The 19400-nt window shown below is 67.1% G+C and carries 7 protein-coding genes; 6 read left to right on the forward strand and 1 reads right to left on the reverse strand.

The features are described 5' to 3' along the window. Positions 1-39 precede the first annotated feature (39 nt). Entirely contained in the window at positions 40-2781 is a 2742-nt protein-coding gene (locus tag F6S87_RS07270; RefSeq protein WP_163227988.1) for a glycosyl hydrolase, read from the reverse strand. Between F6S87_RS07270 and F6S87_RS07275 the strand changes: the two genes are divergently transcribed. The 6 genes from F6S87_RS07275 to F6S87_RS07300 all read left to right on the forward strand — a co-directional run bounded on the left by F6S87_RS07275 (position 2780) and on the right by F6S87_RS07300 (position 19312). Further along, positions 2780-2995 carry a hypothetical protein gene (locus F6S87_RS07275; protein WP_163227989.1) on the forward strand — a complete coding sequence of 72 codons (216 nt, stop codon included), beginning with the start codon at positions 2780-2782 and terminating at the stop codon, positions 2993-2995. The two genes, F6S87_RS07270 and F6S87_RS07275, sit on opposite strands and share 2 nt — an antisense overlap. Positions 2996-3624: 629 nt before the next feature. Then, positions 3625-4809 (forward strand): HhH-GPD family protein, encoded by a 1185-nt coding sequence (locus F6S87_RS07280; protein ID WP_231129437.1) that lies wholly within the window; start codon positions 3625-3627, stop codon positions 4807-4809. Between the two features lie 232 nt (positions 4810-5041). After that, on the forward strand, positions 5042-5875 hold the full coding sequence (locus F6S87_RS07285) for a hypothetical protein (protein WP_163227991.1): 834 nt from the start codon (positions 5042-5044) through the stop codon (positions 5873-5875). A 373-nt stretch (positions 5876-6248) separates the two neighbouring features. After that, positions 6249-9815, forward strand: a complete 3567-nt coding sequence (gene rpoB, locus F6S87_RS07290; protein WP_163227992.1) for a DNA-directed RNA polymerase subunit beta — start codon at positions 6249-6251, stop codon at positions 9813-9815. 100 nt (positions 9816-9915) lie between these two features. Beyond that, positions 9916-13971, forward strand: a complete 4056-nt coding sequence (locus F6S87_RS07295; RefSeq protein WP_163227993.1) for a DNA-directed RNA polymerase subunit beta' — start codon at positions 9916-9918, stop codon at positions 13969-13971. A 478-nt stretch (positions 13972-14449) separates the two neighbouring features. Beyond that, positions 14450-19312: a PD-(D/E)XK nuclease family protein gene (locus F6S87_RS07300; RefSeq protein WP_163227994.1), complete on the forward strand. Its 4863-nt coding sequence runs from the start codon at positions 14450-14452 to the stop codon at positions 19310-19312. The last annotated feature ends 88 nt before the right edge of the window (positions 19313-19400 follow it).

Genomic DNA, 19400 nt, shown 5'->3' on the forward strand with positions numbered 1-19400 from the left:
TTTCCAAATGCCCTTCTGGAAAGTGCGAAGTCGGTCCTATCAGTGCCTCAGCCTGAGGATCAGGAGGGCGCCGGCGGCTGCGGCAGCTAGGGCTATGACGAGGGCCATGACGACCATCGAGACCGGGGAGCCGGTGTTGGCGAGGGCGCTGGCCGGCGTCGTCGACTCCGTCGACGGGTCGGCGCTCGTGGCGGAGTCGCTGGACGTGCCGTCGGCCGAGGTGCCGTCGGTGATGCCGGTGGCCGAGGAGCCGTCGGTGGTGCCGTCGGCCGAGGAGCCGGTCGAGCCGGAGTTTCCAGTGGAGGAACCGCCGATGAGGGAGTCGTCAGTGCCGGTGGATGAGTCAGTCGAGCCGGTGGTGATCGGGCAGGTTGACGGGTCGACGGCGGTGATGTCGGCGTAGGTCGACGGGCGGGTAGTCGTCGACGCGACAGCCGCGGAGGGCGCATCGGCGCCGGACTCGTCGGAAGAGTCGCTGATGTCGGACTCGTCACTGGCGTCGTCTGCGGTTGCCGAGCTGTCGGCGACGTACGGGTCGCGCTCACCGGTCAGCGTGACGGCGTCGATGATCAGGTCGCCGGTGCGCGGGCGGTTGCCGCCGTTGTCGTTGACGTACAGCGCGAACGAGCCGACCTGGCTGAGCAGCTGCTGTGACGTCGAATTGCCGGCGTTCGCGGTGTCCCACGACGCGACCGTCCAGTCGGAGCCGTCGCCGTCGGCGTCGCCGAAGCTCAGCGTGACGAGGCCGCCGTCGGTGCCGGAGATGTCGGGATACGCCTCGAACGTGACGCCGCCGGCGTTGATCTGCACGACGAACAGGTGGTCCGACCCGTCCGGCTTCAGGTACATCTGCAGTGCCGAATACCCCGACCAGTCCTGCTTTGTCGAGTAGGAACGCTGGAAGCCGTTGTAGGACGGATAGCTGTCGAAGTCGTAGTGGAGGTCGCCGGCCTGCGAACCGTCGTCGGGCGACGTCGTCAGCGTGAAGCTCGCCTTCGCGGCATTGTTCGGAGAGTAGGCGGCCTGTAGCTCGGCGTCGGAATCGTAGCCGTCGAAGCTCTCGACGTCGGCGACGTCGGTGTCGGTGGCCGCGCCGAGCTTGACGGTGACGGTGCCGTTGAGGTCGGCAAGCTGGTTGCCTTCCGTGTCCGCGACGGCCGCCGTGAGCGCGAGCTTGCCGCCGTCGTCGGGGTCGATGCCGGCGGCGTCGAGATCGAGCGTGCCGGTCAGGTAGCCGTTGCAGACGTAGGAGAGCGTGATGTCGAACGATTCTTCCGTGGCGGCCGTGTTGGCGATGTCGGTGTTGTCCGTGCCGGTGCCGTTGGTGGTGGCGTCGAGGAGCGTGGCGGTGACGGTGGGCGGGTCGAGGTCGAGGTCCTCGGCGGCGATGTTTTCCGTCTTCACGCGGACCGTCAGGATATGGTGGCCGGTGGCCGGGTCGACGGTGATGTCGCGGGCGTTGTCGTCGTCGAATCGACTGCCGTCGGTCGGCGTGACGATGCGGGCGGACGCGACGCGCGCGGCGTTGGCGATGTTGTCGAGCGTGTCCTGGCCGACGGCGGCGGCCGTGTAGTCGACGTTGGCGGCCGAGGCCATCAGGTTGGCGTTGCTGTTGGCAAAGTCCACGAAGTCGGCCTCGCCGTCGCTGCCCTTCCACGGCGTGTAGGCCTGGAAGCCCGATCCGCTGCCGCCGAAGTTTGCCCATGTCATCATGTAGGCGACTTGCGGGACGTTCTCGGCGATCGCGTCGGCGAGCTCGCTGAAGAAGGCGGTGTCGAGGTCGCCGGTGCCGGATTCGTGGAACGCGCGGTCGCCGGATCGTCCGAATTCCGTCAGCGCGACGACCTTGCCGCGGGCGCTGGCCACATCCGAGATCATCTGCAGGTCCTTGATGACGGTGGCGATCCAGGCGGACGAATCGTTCGAACTGTTGTCCGTGTCGTAGTCGTCGTAGCCGAGGATGTCCACGAAGTCGTCGCCGGGGTAGGTGGCGAGGTAGTCGGTGGCGTCGCCGTTGAAGGTGCCGCCGGGGGAGTAGGCGAAGAGCAGGTTGTGGACGCCTTTCACGTCGCGCAGGTAGTCGACGATGTAGCGATAGAGCTCGATGTACTCGGCATTGCTCGCGTGCGTGGCGCCCCACCAGAACCAGCTGCCGTTGTTTTCGTGCAGCGGGCGGAAGATGATCGGGATCTGGGTGCCGTCGGCGCGGACGGCGTCGTTGGCGACGGCGGCGATGCCGTCGAGCATGGCGTTGAACGTGCCGGAGTAGTCGCCGCCCGGCAGGAGGTCGGCGACGACGGTGGTGGTGTCGGAGTAGTTGCCGCCAGTCGCCGGGTTGTTCCAGTGAGCCGAGAGCGTGACGATCGCGCCGTCGGCGTCGGCCTGGATGATGTCGTCGGCGAGGAGCTGCGCGTTCTGCGCCGTCGTGTTGTCGGAGACGCCGGGCTTCTCGTCGCCGGTCAGCGCGAGGCCGGCGTCCCAGCCCATGACGGCCGGATACTTGCCGGTCATTTCGTAGACGTCGCCATTGGTGGCGGTGCTGCTGATCGATTCGTCGATGGCGTGCTGCTGGCCGAAGCGCAGGCCGCCCTTCCCGGTCTGCTGGAGCTTGGCGAAGAGGACCTGGGTTTCCTCGGTGGCGTCGGGATCCGCGGTGGTCGGGGTGGTCGTGGTGTGGGTAGTGGCGGTGGTGGTTGTGGCGAGGGCGGTGGTCGCGGCGGAGGATGCCGCGGCGGTGCCGGAAGCTTCGTCGGCGCTGGCGATGTCGGCAGTGAACGTCATGGGCACGATCATACCGATCGCCACGATGGCCGCGACGGCCAGACTTTTCGGGCTGCGGCGCGGGGTGGCGGCGATGCGATTTTCGGGGAGGCGACGCGACGCGGAGCTGACGGTGGCGCGGCCGGAACGATGGTGCGGCGTGGAGCTGGTGGTGACATGGTTTTCTGGGAGGCGATGCAGCGTGAAGCTGGTGGTGCGATTTTTTGGACTGTGACGCAGGGCGAAGCCGGCGATGGACGGTGTCTTTGGATGACGGGGCTGGGTGGCGGAGGCGAATTGGATCGATGGCGATGATTGAGGCGCATTGTGCTGCGGTGATTGGGACGGATTTGACTGCGATGAGATGAACCGCTTCAGATAATTTCTCATGATGCCCTTCGTCCTCCTTGAGTTCGGGCGTTCTCTCTGAAATGGCGACGAAGATCGAAAAGTCTGCTGAATTCACTGAAATTGCAATGGTTGCAAAGGTGCTGCAATATAGTGAAGTAGTATCGGCCCTCCTCAGCGAGTCCCTTCGACTCCGTCGTCATTTGCGACGGTAATCGCTTAAACGCTTAAGTTCAAATCGGGGTCAGGATGTGGGTGGAAAGGCCAAAATGAGGATCATGTGGAGTTGAGACGAGGTCGTTTTGGAGCTCATACACGACTCAACATCGCACGATTTGAAAGGGCATTTGAAAAGTGCGAAGTTTCCAGCAGGCCGGGAATGGAAAGAATGGCGGAATTTCGCCATTTGCATTTTGAGGGTGGACAAGAAACCTCGCACTTTCCAAATGGCCATGCGAATCGTGCGAGGTCAGCTCCCATACTCACCCTACAATTGGCCGAATGAACGAGGTGAACATGGCCAGCAAGGGGAAAAATGCGCGCAAGACGCCAGTGTTGAGCGCCGAGGAGCGCGAGGCGGCGCTGGCGGAACGGCCGGCGGTGCAGCGCAGGCTGTTTGCGTGGTGGGACGTGGCGGCCCGCGACTTGCCGTGGCGGGATCTCGGCGAACCGGACGGCGAGCCGACGACGCCGTGGGGCGTGCTCGTTTCCGAGGTCATGAGCCAGCAGACGCAGATGAGCCGCGTCGTGCCGTACTGGCTCGCGTGGATGGAACGCTGGCCGGACGCGGCGGCGCTCGCGGCCGCGCCGAAGGCCGACGTCATCGAGATGTGGGGCCGGCTCGGCTACCCGCGCCGCGCGCTACGGCTGCAGGAATGCGCCAGGGTGGTCACCGACGACTACGGCGACCGCCTGCCCAACTCCTACGACGAGCTCGTCGGCCTGCCAGGAATCGGCGACTACACGGCGAGCGCCGTCATCAGCTTCGCCTTCCACGGCCGCATCGCCGTCATCGACACGAATATCCGCCGCGTCCTGAGCCGCCTGTTTCTCGGCAAGGAATCGCTCGGCGGCTCGACAACTCCCGTCGAGCGGTCCCTCGCCGAACTGCTGCTGCCGGAGGATGGGGGCGGTTCGCGCAATTCTTCCGTCGGCGGGCAAACCGGAATTTCGGTGAGGGAAGACGACCGGTGGCATTCCGCGAAGGATGGCCAATCCGGCTCGTCGACTGCCGCCGAGGATTCCGCAACGGATGGGCGTGTGAATCCCTCGACCCGCTGGAACCAGACGGTGATGGAACTCGGCGCGCTGGTCTGCACGGCGAAGAATCCCGACTGCGAGCACTGCCCGGTTGCCGACTGCTGCCGGTTCCTCGCGGCCGGCCGGCCCGGACTGGGGGAACGTCGCACGCGTCCGCGCCAGCGCTTCGAAGGCACGGATCGACAGGCGCGCGGCAAGATCCTGCAAGCGTTGCGCAATGCCGTCGGCGGCTCGGATGCGGCAACCGCGGCGGGAGACCCGGACTTGGCGGCTGCGGCAGGTGCCACGGACTCGGCAACCGAGGCCGGCGGCGTGGTTTCCTATGCCACGTTTGTCGAGCTGGTACCGGATGGGTCCCAGCTCGACCGCTGCCTCGCCAGCCTCGACGACGACGGCCTGATCGAGCTCCTCCCCGGCAAGAGCGCCCGCCTGCCGCAGTGAGCGTTGACGGCATTCGGCCGCTCGCCGATGGGCCTGTGTTGCTGGATGTCAACCCGAGTCCGGATCCCGGGTTTGTGACATCCGGCAAAACAGCTCGCCGTGTTGGGGGGGGGCTTCCGCTGGATGGTTTTCCACTGGACACTTTTCTGTTGAACGCCTTTCCGCTGGACTGTCGTGGCGGGGAGTTGTGCGGCGCATGGAAGAATCGGTCGACTGATTTACACTGGTGAGCATGGCGAACAGCAGCAACGGCAGGGGCTCCCGGAAGAACGGCGACGGGCGGCGGACGAACGACGCCCGCGGGACGGCGCGGAAGCCGGCGGCGCGGCCGTCCGGCAATGCTTCCGGCCGCGGCGCCGGCAAGATGTCCGGCAAGTCGGCGGCCCGGACTGCAGGCAGGAATGCCGGCAAGCCGGCCGGGGCCGGCGGCCGGGCGCCGGGCAAGGTGCGGCCGAAGAAGATGTCGAAGGAGAAGCGGGCGATGTACCGGCGGCGCAGGGCCGTCGTCGGGATCGGTGTCGTCGTCGTGCTCGTCGTGGCTGTGCTGTGCATTTACTCGTTGATCCGCGGGGCGTTCGCAATGCACGAGATCGCGTCGTCGGCGAGCGCGTACTCCATTTCGCGCGAATCGTCGGCGCCGAGCCCGAGCGCGACGAGCAACGTGCCGGACTGCTCGTCGAGCGACGTGCAGCTCAAGCTGTCCGCCGACAAGACGACGGTCGCCGTCGGCGGCACCGTCACGTTCACGGCGGAAATCGACTTCACCGGCAAGGAGACGGGTGGCTGCTTCGTTGACGGCGCGGACGATTCGCGCGTGCTCGTCATCAAGTCCGGCAACGACACCATTTACCGGTCGGACGCGTGCCAGGCGACGTACCGGCCGCTGCTGATGTTCAAGGATCAGGTCGATTCGCAGACGATGACGTGGAACACGAACTCGACCGGCGACACCTGCGTGGACGATTCGACCCTCCCGCACGTCAGCGCCGGCACCTATCAGGCCCAATTGACCCTCGTCGACAGTCCGGATGTCACCAGCAACACGGTCACGATCAGCGTGGAATAGGGGGAGCCGTCGCACTTTCCAGAGGGGCATTTGGAAGGTGCGAAGGTTTCAGGCGCGCCAAAAGCCGGTAAAGGGTTTCCTCGGGTGAAAAATATCCGGGTGACTTCGCACTTTTGGAATGACGCTCCGGAAAGTGCGAAGTGGGCCCCGGGAAAATCGGTCCGGGGCCCGGATGGTGGGCGCGACGCGCCGAAATACTTGACGTGTTGAAAAAGTCAGGTATAGTGTCTAGACTTTTGTCTTTGCGTATACGCATGTCATATAGCGGGCATGCCGACCGGAAGGAAGCGCCCGCAGACCGGCATATGGCGGCCGGCCACGCGCTTCTCAAGGACTGATAGACATCAACCTAGAGAGCGATAAGGAACGTCCATTGGCTGAAACTCAAGCTACGACGAACACCACTGAAATCATCGCACGGGCCGACCAGCACGACATTGACCTGCACAAGGCCTCCGACCGTGTGAACTTCGGCTCCATCCGCGAACCCATCGATGTGCCATACCTGCTGGGCGTGCAGACCGACAGCTTCGACTGGCTGATCGGCAACGAACGCTGGAAGCAGCGCGTCGAGGAAGACGAGGCCGCCGGTACGAACACCGTCCCGCACGTCTCCGGTCTCGACGAGGTGTTCCAGGAAATCTCCCCGATCGAGAACTTCGCGCAGACGATGTCGCTGACGTTCTCCGATCCGTACTTCGAGGAGCCGCGCCACACGGTCCAGGAGTGCAAGGAGAAGGACTACACCTACTCCGCGCCGCTGTACGTCAACGCCGAGTTCGAGAACGGCGAGACCGGCGAGATCAAGTCGCAGACCGTCTTCATGGGCGACTTCCCGCTGCAGACCCCGCACGGCACGTTCATCATCGGCGGCACCGAGCGCGTCATCGTCTCGCAGCTCGTGCGTTCCCCGGGCGTCTACTTCGACCGCACGCCGGATCGTTCCTCCGACAAGGAAGTCTTCGGCGCGAAGATCATCCCGAGCCGCGGCGCGTGGCTCGAGTTCGAGATCGACAAGCGCGACTTCCTCGGCGTGCGCGTGGACCGCAAGCGCAAGCAGTCCGCGATCGTCTTCCTGATGGCCATCGGCATGACGAAGTCCGAGATCGCCAAGGCCTTCGAAGGCTACCCGCTCGTCCTTGACGCCCTCGAGAAGGAGACCATCGACTCCCAGGACGCCGCGCTGACCGACCTGTACCGCAAGATCCGCCCGGCCGACACGGCCAGCCCGGAAGCCGGCCGCAACCTGCTCGACTCCTTCTACTTCAACACGAAGCGCTACGACCTCGCGCGCGTCGGCCGCTACAAGATCAACCGCAAGCTCGGCCTCGAGCGCGACTTCGACGACCGCTCGCTGTCCCGCGAGGACATCGTCGCGACTATCAAGTACCTCGTCTCGCTGCACGCCGGCCAGGCCACGTTCCCGGGCAAGCGCGACGGCGAGGACGTCGAGCTGCGCGTGGACGTCGACGACATCGATCACTTCGGCAACCGCCGCATCCGCCAGGTCGGCGAGCTGATCCAGAACCAGCTGCGCACCGGCCTGAGCCGCATGGAGCGCGTCGTGCGCGAGCGCATGACGACGCAGGACGCCGAGGCCATCACGCCGCAGTCGCTGATCAACATCCGTCCGGTCAACGCCACGATCAAGGAATTCTTCGGCACCTCGCAGCTGTCGCAGTTCATGGACCAGAACAACCCGCTGGCCGGCGTCACGAACAAGCGCCGCCTGTCGGCCCTGGGCCCCGGCGGCCTGTCCCGCGACCGCGCCTCGATGGAGGTCCGCGACGTGCACCCGTCCCACTACGGCCGCATGTGCCCGATCGAGTCTCCTGAAGGCCCGAACATCGGCCTCATCGGCTCGCTGGCGACGTTCGGCCGCATCAACCCGTTCGGCTTCATCGAGACGCCGTACCGCAAGGTCGAGAACGGCCACGTGACCGACGACGTCGTCTACATGACGGCCGACCGCGAGGTCGAGCACGTCATCGCGCAGGCGAACCAGGAGCTCGACGAGAACGGCAACCTGGTCGGCAAGCAGGTCCTTGTCCGTGACGCCGCCGGCGAGGCGGAGGATGTCCCGGTCGAGATGGTCGACTACATGGACGTCTCCCCGCGCCAGATGGTGTCGGTCGGCGCCTCGCTGATCCCGTTCCTCGAGCACGACGAGGGCCACCGAGCGCTGATGGGTACCAACATGCAGCGCCAGGCCGTCCCGCTGATCAAGTCGGAGCGTCCGCTCGTCGGCACCGGCGCCGAATGGCGCGCCGCCGTCGACTCGGGCGACGTCATCCTGGCCGAGAAGCCGGGCGTCGTCACCTACGTCTCCGCCGACATCATCCGCGTCATGAACGACGACGGCACGACGAGCTCCTACAAGCTCGCCAAGTTCCAGCGTTCGAACCAGACGACCTGCTACAACCAGGTCCCGCTGATCCACGACGGCGAGCGCGTGGAGGAAGGCACCGTCCTCGCTGACGGCCCGGCCACCGAGAAGGGCGAAATGGCCCTCGGCAAGAACCTCCTCGTCGCCTTCATGCCGTGGAACGGCTACAACTACGAGGACGCCGTCATCATCAGCCAGCGCCTCGTCCAGGACGACACCCTCTCCTCGATCCACATCGAGGAGTACGAGATCGACGCCCGCGAGACGAAGCTCGGCGCCGAGGAAATCACGCGCGACCTGCCGAACGTCGGCGAGGACGCCGTGGCCAACCTCGACGAGCGCGGCATCATCCGCATCGGCGCCGAGGTCGAGGCCGGCGACATCCTCGTCGGCAAGGTCACGCCGAAGGGCGAGACCGAGCTGACCCCGGAGGAGCGCCTGCTGCGCGCCATCTTCGGCGAGAAGTCCCGCGAGGTCCGCGACACGTCGCTGCGCGTGCCCCACGGCGAGACCGGCACCGTCATCGCCGTCAAGGAGATCACGCGCGAGGACGCCGAGGAGGACGGCGACGAGCTGCCGAACGGCGTTAACCAGATGATCCGCGTCTACATCGCCCAGCACCGCAAGATCACCCAGGGCGACAAGCTCTCGGGCCGCCACGGCAACAAGGGCGTCATCTCGCGCATCCTGCCGGAAGAGGACATGCCGTTCCTCGCCGACGGCACGCCGGTCGACATCATGCTCAACCCGCTGGGCGTCCCGTCGCGAATGAACCTCGGCCAGGTGCTCGAGCTGCACCTCGGCTGGATCGCGCACTCCGGCTGGGACATCTCGCTGGATCCGGATCTCGAGGCCGAGTGGAAGAAGTATGTGCCGAAGGGCGCCGAGAAGGGCGAGCCGGGCACGCCGGTCGCCACGCCGGTCTTCGACGGCGTGCGCCAGGAGACCCTCAAGGGCCTGCTGTCCACCACGCTGGCGGACCGCGACGGCAACAAGCTCGTCGGCGACGACGGCAAGGCGACGCTGTTCGACGGCCGCACCGGCGAACCGTACCCGAAGCCGATCTCGGTGGGCTACATGTACATGCTGAAGCTGCACCACCTCGTCGACGACAAGATCCACGCGCGTTCGACCGGTCCGTACTCGATGATCACGCAGCAGCCGCTGGGCGGCAAGGCCCAGTTCGGCGGCCAGCGCTTCGGCGAGATGGAAGTCTGGGCCCTCGAGGCCTACGGCGCGGCGTACACGCTGCACGAGATGATGACCACCAAGTCGGACGACGTCGACGGCCGCGTGCGCGTCTACGGCGCCATCGTCAAGGGCGAGAACCTGCCGCCGGCAGGCATCCCGGAATCCTTCAAGGTGCTGCTCAAGGAAATGCAGTCCCTGTCGCTGAACGTCGAGGTGCTCAACGCGGAAGGCGTGGCCATCGACATGAAGGACGAGGACGACGATCCTGTTTCGAACTCCAACGATCTGGGCTTCAACATCGGCGCCCGCCCGGACGCCGCCGCGAAGGCCGACCAGATCATGGACGAGCCTGAATACAAGTAAGTGAACATTGGTGGAGGAATCGTTCAAATTTTCAAAGAATTGAACGATTCCTCCGGCCGGAACTGTAGCGAAATTCGAAACTTAACAGACAGGAACAATAGTGCTGGACGTCAACGCATTTGACAAACTCAGGATTGGTCTGGCTACCGCCGACGACATCCGCGGCTGGAGCTACGGCGAGGTGAAGAAGCCGGAGACCATCAACTACCGTACCCTGAAGCCCGAGAAGGACGGCCTGTTCGGCGAGCAGATCTTCGGACCGACCCGCGACTGGGAGTGCGCCTGCGGCAAGTACAAGCGCGTGCGCTACAAGGGCATCGTGTGCGAGCGCTGCGGCGTCGAGGTCACCCGTAGCCGCGTGCGCCGCGAGCGCATGGGCCACATCGAGCTGGCCGCGCCGGTCACCCACATCTGGTTCTTCAAGGGTGTCCCGTCGCGCCTCGGCTACCTGCTCGGCATCGCGCCGAAGGAGCTCGAGAAGGTCATCTACTTCGCTTCCTACATGGTCACGTCGGTCGACGAGGAAACCCGTCACAACGACCTGCCGGACCTGCAGGACGAGTTCGACACCGAGGTGAAGAACCTCGAGCGTCGCCGCGACAACGAGATCGAGGAGCGCGCCAAGAAGGTGGAGGAGGACCTCGCGGCCCTCGAGGCCGAAGGCGAGGTCAAGGGCTCCGCGAAGACGAAGCTACGCAACGGCGCCGAGCGCGACATGGCGGCCATCCGCCAGCGCTACGACGACCAGATCGACCGCCTGAACCTCGTGTTCACGAAGTTCAAGTCCCTCAAGCCCGGCGACATGGAGAACGATGTCGACCTGTGGCGCGAGATGGAGGATCGCTACGGCGATTACTTCGAGGGCTGCATGGGCGCCGAGGCGATCAAGAAGCGCCTGCAGGACTTCGACCTCGAGGCCGCGGCCAAGGAGCTGCGCGAGGAGATCGAGACCGGCACCGGCCAGCGCAAGGCCCGCGCCCTCAAGCGCCTCAAGGTCGTCAACGCGTTCCTGACCACCGGCAACAAGCCGGAGGCCATGGTCCTCGACGTCATCCCGGTCATCCCGCCGGACCTGCGCCCGATGGTGCAGCTCGACGGCGGCCGCTTCGCGACGTCCGACCTCAACGACCTGTACCGCCGCGTCATCAACCGCAACAACCGACTGAAGCGACTGATCGAGCTCGGCGCCCCGGAGATCATGCTCAACAACGAGAAGCGCATGCTCCAGGAAGCCGTCGACTCGCTGTTCGACAACGGCCGCCGTGGCCGCCCGGTCACCGGCGCCTCGAACCGTCCGCTCAAGTCGCTCTCCGACATGCTCAAGGGCAAGCAGGGCCGTTTCCGCCAGAACCTGCTCGGCAAGCGCGTCGACTACTCGGGCCGTTCCGTCATCGTCGTCGGCCCGTCGCTGCGCATGCACCAGTGCGGCCTGCCGAAGCCGATGGCGCTCGAGCTGTTCAAGCCGTTCGTCATCAAGCGCCTCGTGGACCTCAACTACGCGCAGAACATGAAGAGCGCCAAGCGCCTCGTCGACCGCGGCGACGCCGAGGTCTGGGGCGTGCTCGAGGAAGTCATCTCCGAGCACCCGGTCCTGCTGAACCGCGCGCCTACGCTGCACCGACTCGGCATCCAGGCGTTCGAGCCGATCCTCGTCGAGGGCAAGGCCATCCACCTGCCGCCGCTGGCGTGCGCCGCGTTCAACGCCGACTTCGACGGCGACCAGATGGCAGTCCACCTGCCGCTGTCCGCCGAGGCGCAGGCCGAGGCCCGCTCGCTGATGATGGCGTCCGACAACATCCTGAAGCCGGCCGATGGCCACACCGTGACCATGCCGTCGCAGGACATGATCCTGGGCCTGTACTACCTGTCCACCGTCATCGACGGCGCGAAGGGCCAGGGCCGCGTGTTCTCGTCGCTCGACGAGGCGTACATGGCGCTCGACCGCCACGAGATCGACATGCAGGCCAAGGTCCTCATCCGCCTGCCGGAAGACTTCGTGCTGCCGAAGGACTGGAAGCCCTCGGAAGTGACCGTTGTCGACCCGGAGCCGGGCAGCCCGGACGTGGTCCACGAGGAGCGCTTCACCGACGGCACCGTGCTGTTCGCGACGTCGATCGGCCGACTGCTGTTCAACGAGACGCTGCCGGTCGACTACCCGTTCGTCAACGAGCAGGCGCCGAAGGGCAAGCTCTCGAAGATCGTCGACGACATCGCCACCCGCTACTCCACGCAGCAGGTCGCCGCGGTGCTCGACGCCCTGAAGGACCTCGGCTTCACGCGCGCCCCGTGGTCGGGCGTCACGATGGCGTTCTCCGACATCGTCGCCCCGCCGGATCGCCAGGAGATCATCTCCGGCTACGAAGACCAGGCCGCCAAGGTCAACAACCAGTACGAACTGGGCCTGCTGACCGAGGAGGAGCGTCGCCAGGAGCTCATCAACCTGTGGACCGAGTGCACCGACAAGGTCGCCGACGCCATGCGCGAGAACTTCCACGATGACAACAACGTGAACATCATGGTCCAGTCGGGCGCACGAGGCAACTGGATGCAGATCCGCCAGATCGCCGGCATGCGTGGCCTCGTGGCCAACCCGAAGGGCGAGATCATCCCGCGTCCTGTCAAGTCGAACTACCGCGAGGGCCTGTCGGTGCTCGAGTACTTCATCTCGCAGCACGGCGCACGCAAGGGCCTGGCCGATACGGCACTGCGTACGGCCGAGTCGGGCTACCTGACCCGTCGACTCGTCGACGTCTCCCAGGAAGTCATCGTCCGCGAGGAAGACTGCGGCACCAAGCGCGGCCTGCCGATGAAGGTCGCCGAGCGCGACGAGAACGGCAACCTCGTGCTGGTCAAGGCCGCCGACGGCGGTCCGTACTCGCGCCTGCTCGCCTCCGACGTCATCGACCCGGCCGACGGCAAGACGGTCCTGTACCACGCCGGCGACGCGCTGTCGATGGACGTCCTCAACGACCTCGTCGCCCACGGCGTCGAGGAAGTCAAGGGCCGCTCCGTGCTGACCTGCGAGTCGAAGCGCGGCGTGTGCGCGAAGTGCTACGGCTGGTCGCTGGCCACGAACAAGCTCGTGGACGTCGGCGAGGCCGTCGGCATCGTCGCCGCCCAGTCGATCGGCGAGCCGGGTACCCAGCTGACGCTGCGTTCCTTCCACTCCGGCGGCGTCGCCTCGGCTTCGGATATCACGCAGGGTCTTCCGCGTGTCACCGAGCTCTTCGAGGCGCGTACGCCGAAGGGCGAGGCGCCGATCGCCGAGTTCCCGGGCACGATCAAGGTCGAGGACACCGAGCGCGGCCGCCACGTGACGCTGACGCCGGACGACGAGTCCGTCGAGCCGATCACGTACCCGGTCACGCGCCGCGCGCCGATGCTGGTCAAGGACGGCGAGCACGTCGTCGCCGGCACGCAGCTCATCGAGGGTTCCGTGGATCCGAAGAAGATCCTGCGCATCCTCGGACCGCGCGCTGCCCAGATGAACATCGTGGAAGAGGTCCACAACGTGTACCGCTCCCAGGGCGTCGACATCCACGACAAGCACATCGAGGTCATCGTCCACCAGATGCTCCGCCGCATCACCGTCATCGACTCCGGCGACACCGACCTGCTGCCCGGCGAACTCGTCGACCAGCAGCGCTTCAAGGAAGCGTCGCGCGAAGCCGTCAAGAACGGCGGTCGCCCGGCGGCTGGCCGTCCGGAGCTGATGGGCATCACGAAGGCGTCGCTGGCGACCGACTCCTGGCTGTCCGCCGCCTCCTTCCAGGAGACGACGCGAGTCCTCACCGAGGCCGCGCTCTCCGAGAAGGAAGACGACCTCAAGGGCCTCAAGGAGAACGTCATCATCGGCAAGCTCATCCCGGCCGGCACCGGCCTGGCGCGCTACCGCAACGCGACGGTCGAGCCGGACAAGGCGATCCGCGACACGATCTACCCGAACTTCGGCCTGACGGAGAACGGCGACCTGAACACCGACTTCTCGGACGCCGACCTGTCCGACGTCGACTTCTCGTCGCTCGACTTCGGCGACCTGAAGCTCGGCGACGACTTCAACCCGGACGACTTCCTGAACGACAACGGCGGCCAGGGCGACTTCGGCGACGATCTCGGCAACCTCGGCGACGTCGACTTCGGCGACTTCAACGTCTGATCCGGTACGTCTGATCCGGTACGTCTGAGCCGGTAGCCGCGTAGTCGGCTGGCAGATACGACAAGGTGCCACGGGCCTGTTCTTCGGAACAGGTTCGTGGCACCTTTCGTCTTGGATGGTCCGCTTGCATCTGGATAGTCCGTTCGCCGCCCAGGTCGCGTGAGGCGATTGCCACTTCGGAATTGATGTTGACGATTCGCCCACGCCAGGCAGCTGCTTTCGTGGGGCAATTGACACGGAGGAATCGTTCCTGTCAATGAATCCACGCAAGGAAGCCGAAAGCGTGAGATGACTGCCAAAACGGGAGCGTCGATGGCGGCTGCCTCACGCTGGCGGCTTGTTGGCGTGAGACAACCGCCAGTTTCCGCCACGATTCGTCCATTCGCCCACGCTATGGGGCCCAAAGGCGCCTGTATTGGTTTGCGTCGGGGCTTCGCAACGGTAGGCTGGGGGACAGATTCTCACGGAAGGGGCCGGCATGGAGCGGACGACGACGGAGCGGCCGGAGGCGGCACGGGCGACGGAACAGACGACGGTGCTGGTGACGGGGGCGCCGTGCAGCGGGAAGACCGAGGCGGCGTACCGGCTCATGCTCGGGGAGATCGGCAGGCACGGCGAGAGCCGCGTCGTCATGTGCGTGCCGGACCGGCAGACGGCCGACCGGCTGTCCGACCGGCTGATCCGCGACCTCCACGTCGTCTCGCAGGCGCGACCGGTCACCACGCTCAACGCGCTCGCGTTCCGCATCGTCACCGACTACGGCAAGGCGACCGGCAAGCCGCTGCCGCGCCTGCTCAACGGCGCCGAGCAGGACGCGATGCTGCGCCGCGTGCTTGCGACGCACGTCGCCGAGGCCGAGCGCGGCGAGGCCGGCGACTGCGCGACGTGCCGGCTGCTGGCCGACTACTTCGCGTCGGCCGACTGGAGCCGCATCGTCCTCGACGGCAGTGTCTCCGGCGCGGCCGCCGGTTCCGCGAGCGGCGCCGGTGCCGCCGTCGGAGCCGCCGGGATGGCCGGAACGCCGGTGGCCACCGGCGAGTCGTCGCATGTTCGCGACACGGCGTCGATGTTCGTCGCCGGCATCAGCGACATGTTCGTCGACCAGTTGCGCGACATGCTCGCGCGCATCGACGAGACGTCGGGCGGCGACGGGCTCGACGAGGACGCGTTCCTCGCCGCCGTCGGCAACCAGGGCCTGCGCGGCGACCGGCTGCGCATCCAGTGGCGGCTCGCGTTCGCGCTGCGCCGCGAATACCTCGCCGCCGTGCGCCGCCGCTACCCGCACGAGTACCGGCTCGACGCGTCGCAGCTGCTCGCGCAGGGCGCGCACCTCGTGCGCATGCTCGCCGCCGGCGGCGACGGCACCGGCAAGGACTCCGCCGGTGCCGCGCCGTCCGGCTCGGCCGCCGGTTCCGCCATTGGCGGCACCGCTGACGGCACCATCGCCAGCGTGCTGCCGAAGGCCGTCATCGTCGACGACTTCCAGGACGTCACGCTGGCCGGCCTCGCGTTCCTCGAGGCGCTCGCCGACGCCGGCGTCGAGCTCGCGCTCGCCGGCAATCCGGACGAGTCGGTCCAGACATTCCGCGGCTCGTACCCCGACTTCCTGTTCCGCGAGGCGCGTCGCCGCCTGCGCGCCGAGCCGCTGCGGCTGCCGTACCGGCCGCTCGTCGACGGCAGCATCGGGAACGATTCGTCCGCCGAAACCACGGCCGAGACCACGGGCAACGCCGACGCCGCGGGAATCGTGCCAGACAATGCAGATGCCGACCGCACGCTGCTCATCGACGACCTGAAGGAGCAGGTGCGGCAGATGGAGGCGGCCGAGCGCGAGGGGTCGGCGGACGTGCTGCCGGAGGAGGAGCACGAGCCGACGATGCTCGAGACGGTCGCGGCGCGCGTCAGCCTGTCGATCGCGGCGCAGGAGCCGACCGACGTCGCGATGCCGAACCGGCCCGGCAAGATGCCGGCGTTCCCCGGCAGCTATCCGATCGCGCGGCTTGCCGACGACGATCCGCGCCGGCGCGACGGCACCGTGCGGGCGGCGCTCTACCGGTCGTCGCGCGAGCAGCTCGACGACATCGTCTGGCAGTGCAAGACGCTGCATCTCGACCCGGCGACGGCGACGCCGTGGAACGACATGGCCGTCGTCATGCACGACAACGCGGCCATTCGCGAGCTCGGCGAGCGGCTGCGGCGCGACGGCGTACCGGTGCGCTACTCGTCGGTCACGCAGCCGCTCGCCGACGAGCCGTTCGTCCGCGCGCTGTTCGCGCTGATCGAGCTCGCCGAGCTGCGCAACGACGGGCTGGCGAGCCGGCTGGGTTCCCCGGCAATGAAGAACGATTCTTCCGACGAAGGTGGTGCGCGGACTGCCGGCGCTGCCGTCCACCGCGGCATGACGATGCGGCAGCTCGCGAAATACGTGCGCACGCGCGTGCAGGCGATCGCCGAGAGCCCGCTTGTCGCCGCCGGCGCGACGAGGCATGCCGCCGGCGCGCCGCTGCGACCCGAGACGATCGACACGACGATGCGGTCCCTCGAGGCGCTGGCGTCGCTGGTCGCCGGCAACGAGCAGGCGACAGAGGCGGCCGGGACGACTGCCGAAGGAGCGCTCGTGCCGAAGCTCATCGGCGAATGGGACGACCTGAAGGCGACGCTGGCCGGCGACGAGGCCGACGCGGGCAACGACGGCGCGACCGTGACCGTCGACGAGTCATTGATCGACTCCGAAGCGGGGGAGAACGACCTGCCGTTCGGCCGCGACGCGATGCTGCTGATGCTCGCCGCAGGCGACGGCGCCATGACGGCCGACGGTACAGCCGACAGTGCAAGTGCAGCCGGCAGTGCCGCGGGCGGTGCAGCCGACACTCCGGAAAGCGACGTGCTCGCGGCGATCGAGGCGGTCGTCGGGTCGCGGTCGGCGGCGTCGCAGGCGGACGCCTACGCGCACCTGTGGAAGCTGGTCGGCGACGTCGCCGGCGAACTGCGCCGGCTCGACGATCCGGCGCCGCAGTATGCGCTGTTCGCGGCGTGGCAGGCGGCCGGTGTCGCCGAACGCTGGCAGGAGGAGGCGCTGTTCAACACGCCGGCGGGTCGCGCGGCGAACGACCGGCTCGACGTCGCGATGCGGCTGTTCGCCTACGCCGAGGGCGCCGCCGGCACGCCCGACGTCGACACGTTCATCGAGCAGGTGCGCCAGCTCAACATCCAGGCCGACTCGCTCGCGAAGACGGCGCCGGTCGACCAGGCCGTCACGCTGACGACGCCGGCCGGCGCCGCCGGCCGCCACTGGCCGGTCGTCTGGCTGCCCGGCGTGCAGCAGGGCACGTGGCCGAACCTCGCCACGCGCAACACGATGTTCGGCGGCGAGGACCTCGTCGACATCCGTCTCTACGGCACGCTCGACAGCGGCCGCGAAGTCGCGACCGGCCTGAAGGACCTCGCGCTGCGCAAGACGCTCGCCGACGAACAGAAGAGCCTGCTCGTCGCGCTGACGCGCGCGACTGCGCAGGTGCGCATCGGGGCGGTGCTGGACGATGCCGCCGTGCCGTCGGATTTCCTGTACGGCTACCTGCCCGAATGGTTCGACCGCGACCGCGACGCCGACCCGGACTCGAGGCAGTACACGATGCCGGGGCAGCTTCCCGCGAATGACAGCGAAAAGACCGGCGCCCTGGACGCGGACATGCGCGGACTGGTGGCCATGGCGCGAAGCATTCTCGCGACGGCGGATCCAGAGTCCCCGGAGGCTGTCGATGCGGCCCGGACGCTGGCATTGCTGGTGGCCAACGGCGTGACGGAAGCCAATCCCTCGACGTGGCCGTTCACGGACAATCGCGGCACCGTCGATGAAGTGACGCCTCCGGAACCGGAGGATGGAGCGCAAGCCGCTCAGGTCGGGGTGCCGACAGCCAGGTGGCCCGACCCGTTTGCGGCCGGCACCATTCATTCGCGCGGCGGCATGGCGGGCGAATCGTCCAGCCATGGTAGCGATGACACGGCGCACCGGCCGCGGATCGTGACCTTGTCGCCGTCGCAGGTGGACAGCATCTGGAATTGTCCGGTGTGCTGGATGCTCGACAAGCAGTTCTCGGGGCCGCAGGCGTCGAATGTCTCGTCGGATTTCGGCACGCTGCTGCACGCCGTCGCCGAGTTCGGCTCGGCGCAGGGCTACGACCGGCTCGAGTTCCTCGAGCGGGTCGACGCCGACGATGACGTGGAGGGCGTCACGAGCGAGACGCACGTCGAGCGGCGCGTCGACGAGGCGACCGACGGCATGTTCGACTACTACCGGACACTGCGCAAGGATCCGCTCGAGATCGACGACCTCGAGGAGCGCCATCGCATGGTCCGGCGCGACGAGCGCGCCCGCGACGCCATCCGCCATGTCGCCGAATACTTCGTGCGCGCGAACACGGCATCGTATCCGCTACGCAACACCGAGAACTTCTCCGCCGGCGTGCTCGAGGAGGTCGGCGACGAGATGCCGTTCGCGGCGCGCTTCTCGCTGCAGGACATCGCCGACGCCTACAACGCCGTGCCGCTCGTGCGGCAGCCGCTGACCGCCGCCAACATGCGCGCGCTGCTCGGTGTCTTCGTCGGCGCGCAGAAACCCGGCGACTGGCCGGACGGCATGGCCGACGACCTCGAGATCCGGCTGACCGGACGCATCGACCGCATGGAACGGCGGCGCGACGGCGACGGGGCCGAACACGTGCGGCTCGTCGACTACAAGACCGGCTTCAAGCCGGGCGCGGCCGTCACGTTCGACGACCTGCAGCTGGTCTGCTACCAGCTCGGCCTCGCGTTCCCGGAGAGCGCGCACCGGCGCGGCACGGCGGCGCTGGCCGCCATGCCACCGCTGTCCGGGGCGATGCTGTTCCACGTCATGGCCGACGAATTCCCGGCGCCATATGGCAGGACGGAGAAGACGATGGCGGCCGAATCGTACTTCCAGGAACCGCTGTTCCGCGGCGGTGCGCTCAACGTCATGCCGATGACGCCGCGCGCCGGCGTCAAGTCGATTCCCGCCGAGTTCCGCTCCGTCGACGTGCCGATGCCGGAAGGACTGAACGAACAGCAGTGGGCCGAGTTCATGCAGCTGTTCGGCCACAACGGCGACTCGATGGCGGCCTGGGCGCTCGCGATGATCGCGCGCGTGTTCTACGCGGCGGCCGCGAGCGTCTCCGACAGCGTCGTCGCCGAGCCGCAGGCCGGCCATCTGCTCTACTGCCAGCGCAAGTCGCCGCTGAGCAACGTTTGCCCGGCGTGCGGCGAGAAACTCGCGACCGTCTACGAGACGATCGAGAATCCGCACCGGCTCGGGTCGGGGCAATGACGGGCCGGAGCCGCTGCGTGAAACATGCGCGACGCGGCGTGAAACATCTGCACTATGCCGTGAACCACACACGACAAGCGTGAACCAG

The organism is Bifidobacterium choloepi (genome assembly GCF_010667615.1).
GTDB classification, from domain to species: Bacteria; Actinomycetota; Actinomycetes; order Actinomycetales; family Bifidobacteriaceae; genus Bifidobacterium; species Bifidobacterium choloepi.

Bases quoted from the DNA above. Each gene is read 5' to 3' on its own strand.
- F6S87_RS07275 (WP_163227989.1), top strand. From the start codon at position 2,780: ATGGGCACGATCATACCGATCGCCACGATGGCCGCGACGGCCAGACTT.
- F6S87_RS07270 (WP_163227988.1), bottom strand. From the start codon at position 2,781: ATGACGTTCACTGCCGACATCGCCAGCGCCGACGAAGCTTCCGGCACC.
- F6S87_RS07280 (WP_231129437.1), top strand. From the start codon at position 3,625: ATGGCCAGCAAGGGGAAAAATGCGCGCAAGACGCCAGTGTTGAGCGCC.
- F6S87_RS07285 (WP_163227991.1), top strand. From the start codon at position 5,042: ATGGCGAACAGCAGCAACGGCAGGGGCTCCCGGAAGAACGGCGACGGG.
- F6S87_RS07300 (WP_163227994.1), top strand. From the start codon at position 14,450: ATGGAGCGGACGACGACGGAGCGGCCGGAGGCGGCACGGGCGACGGAA.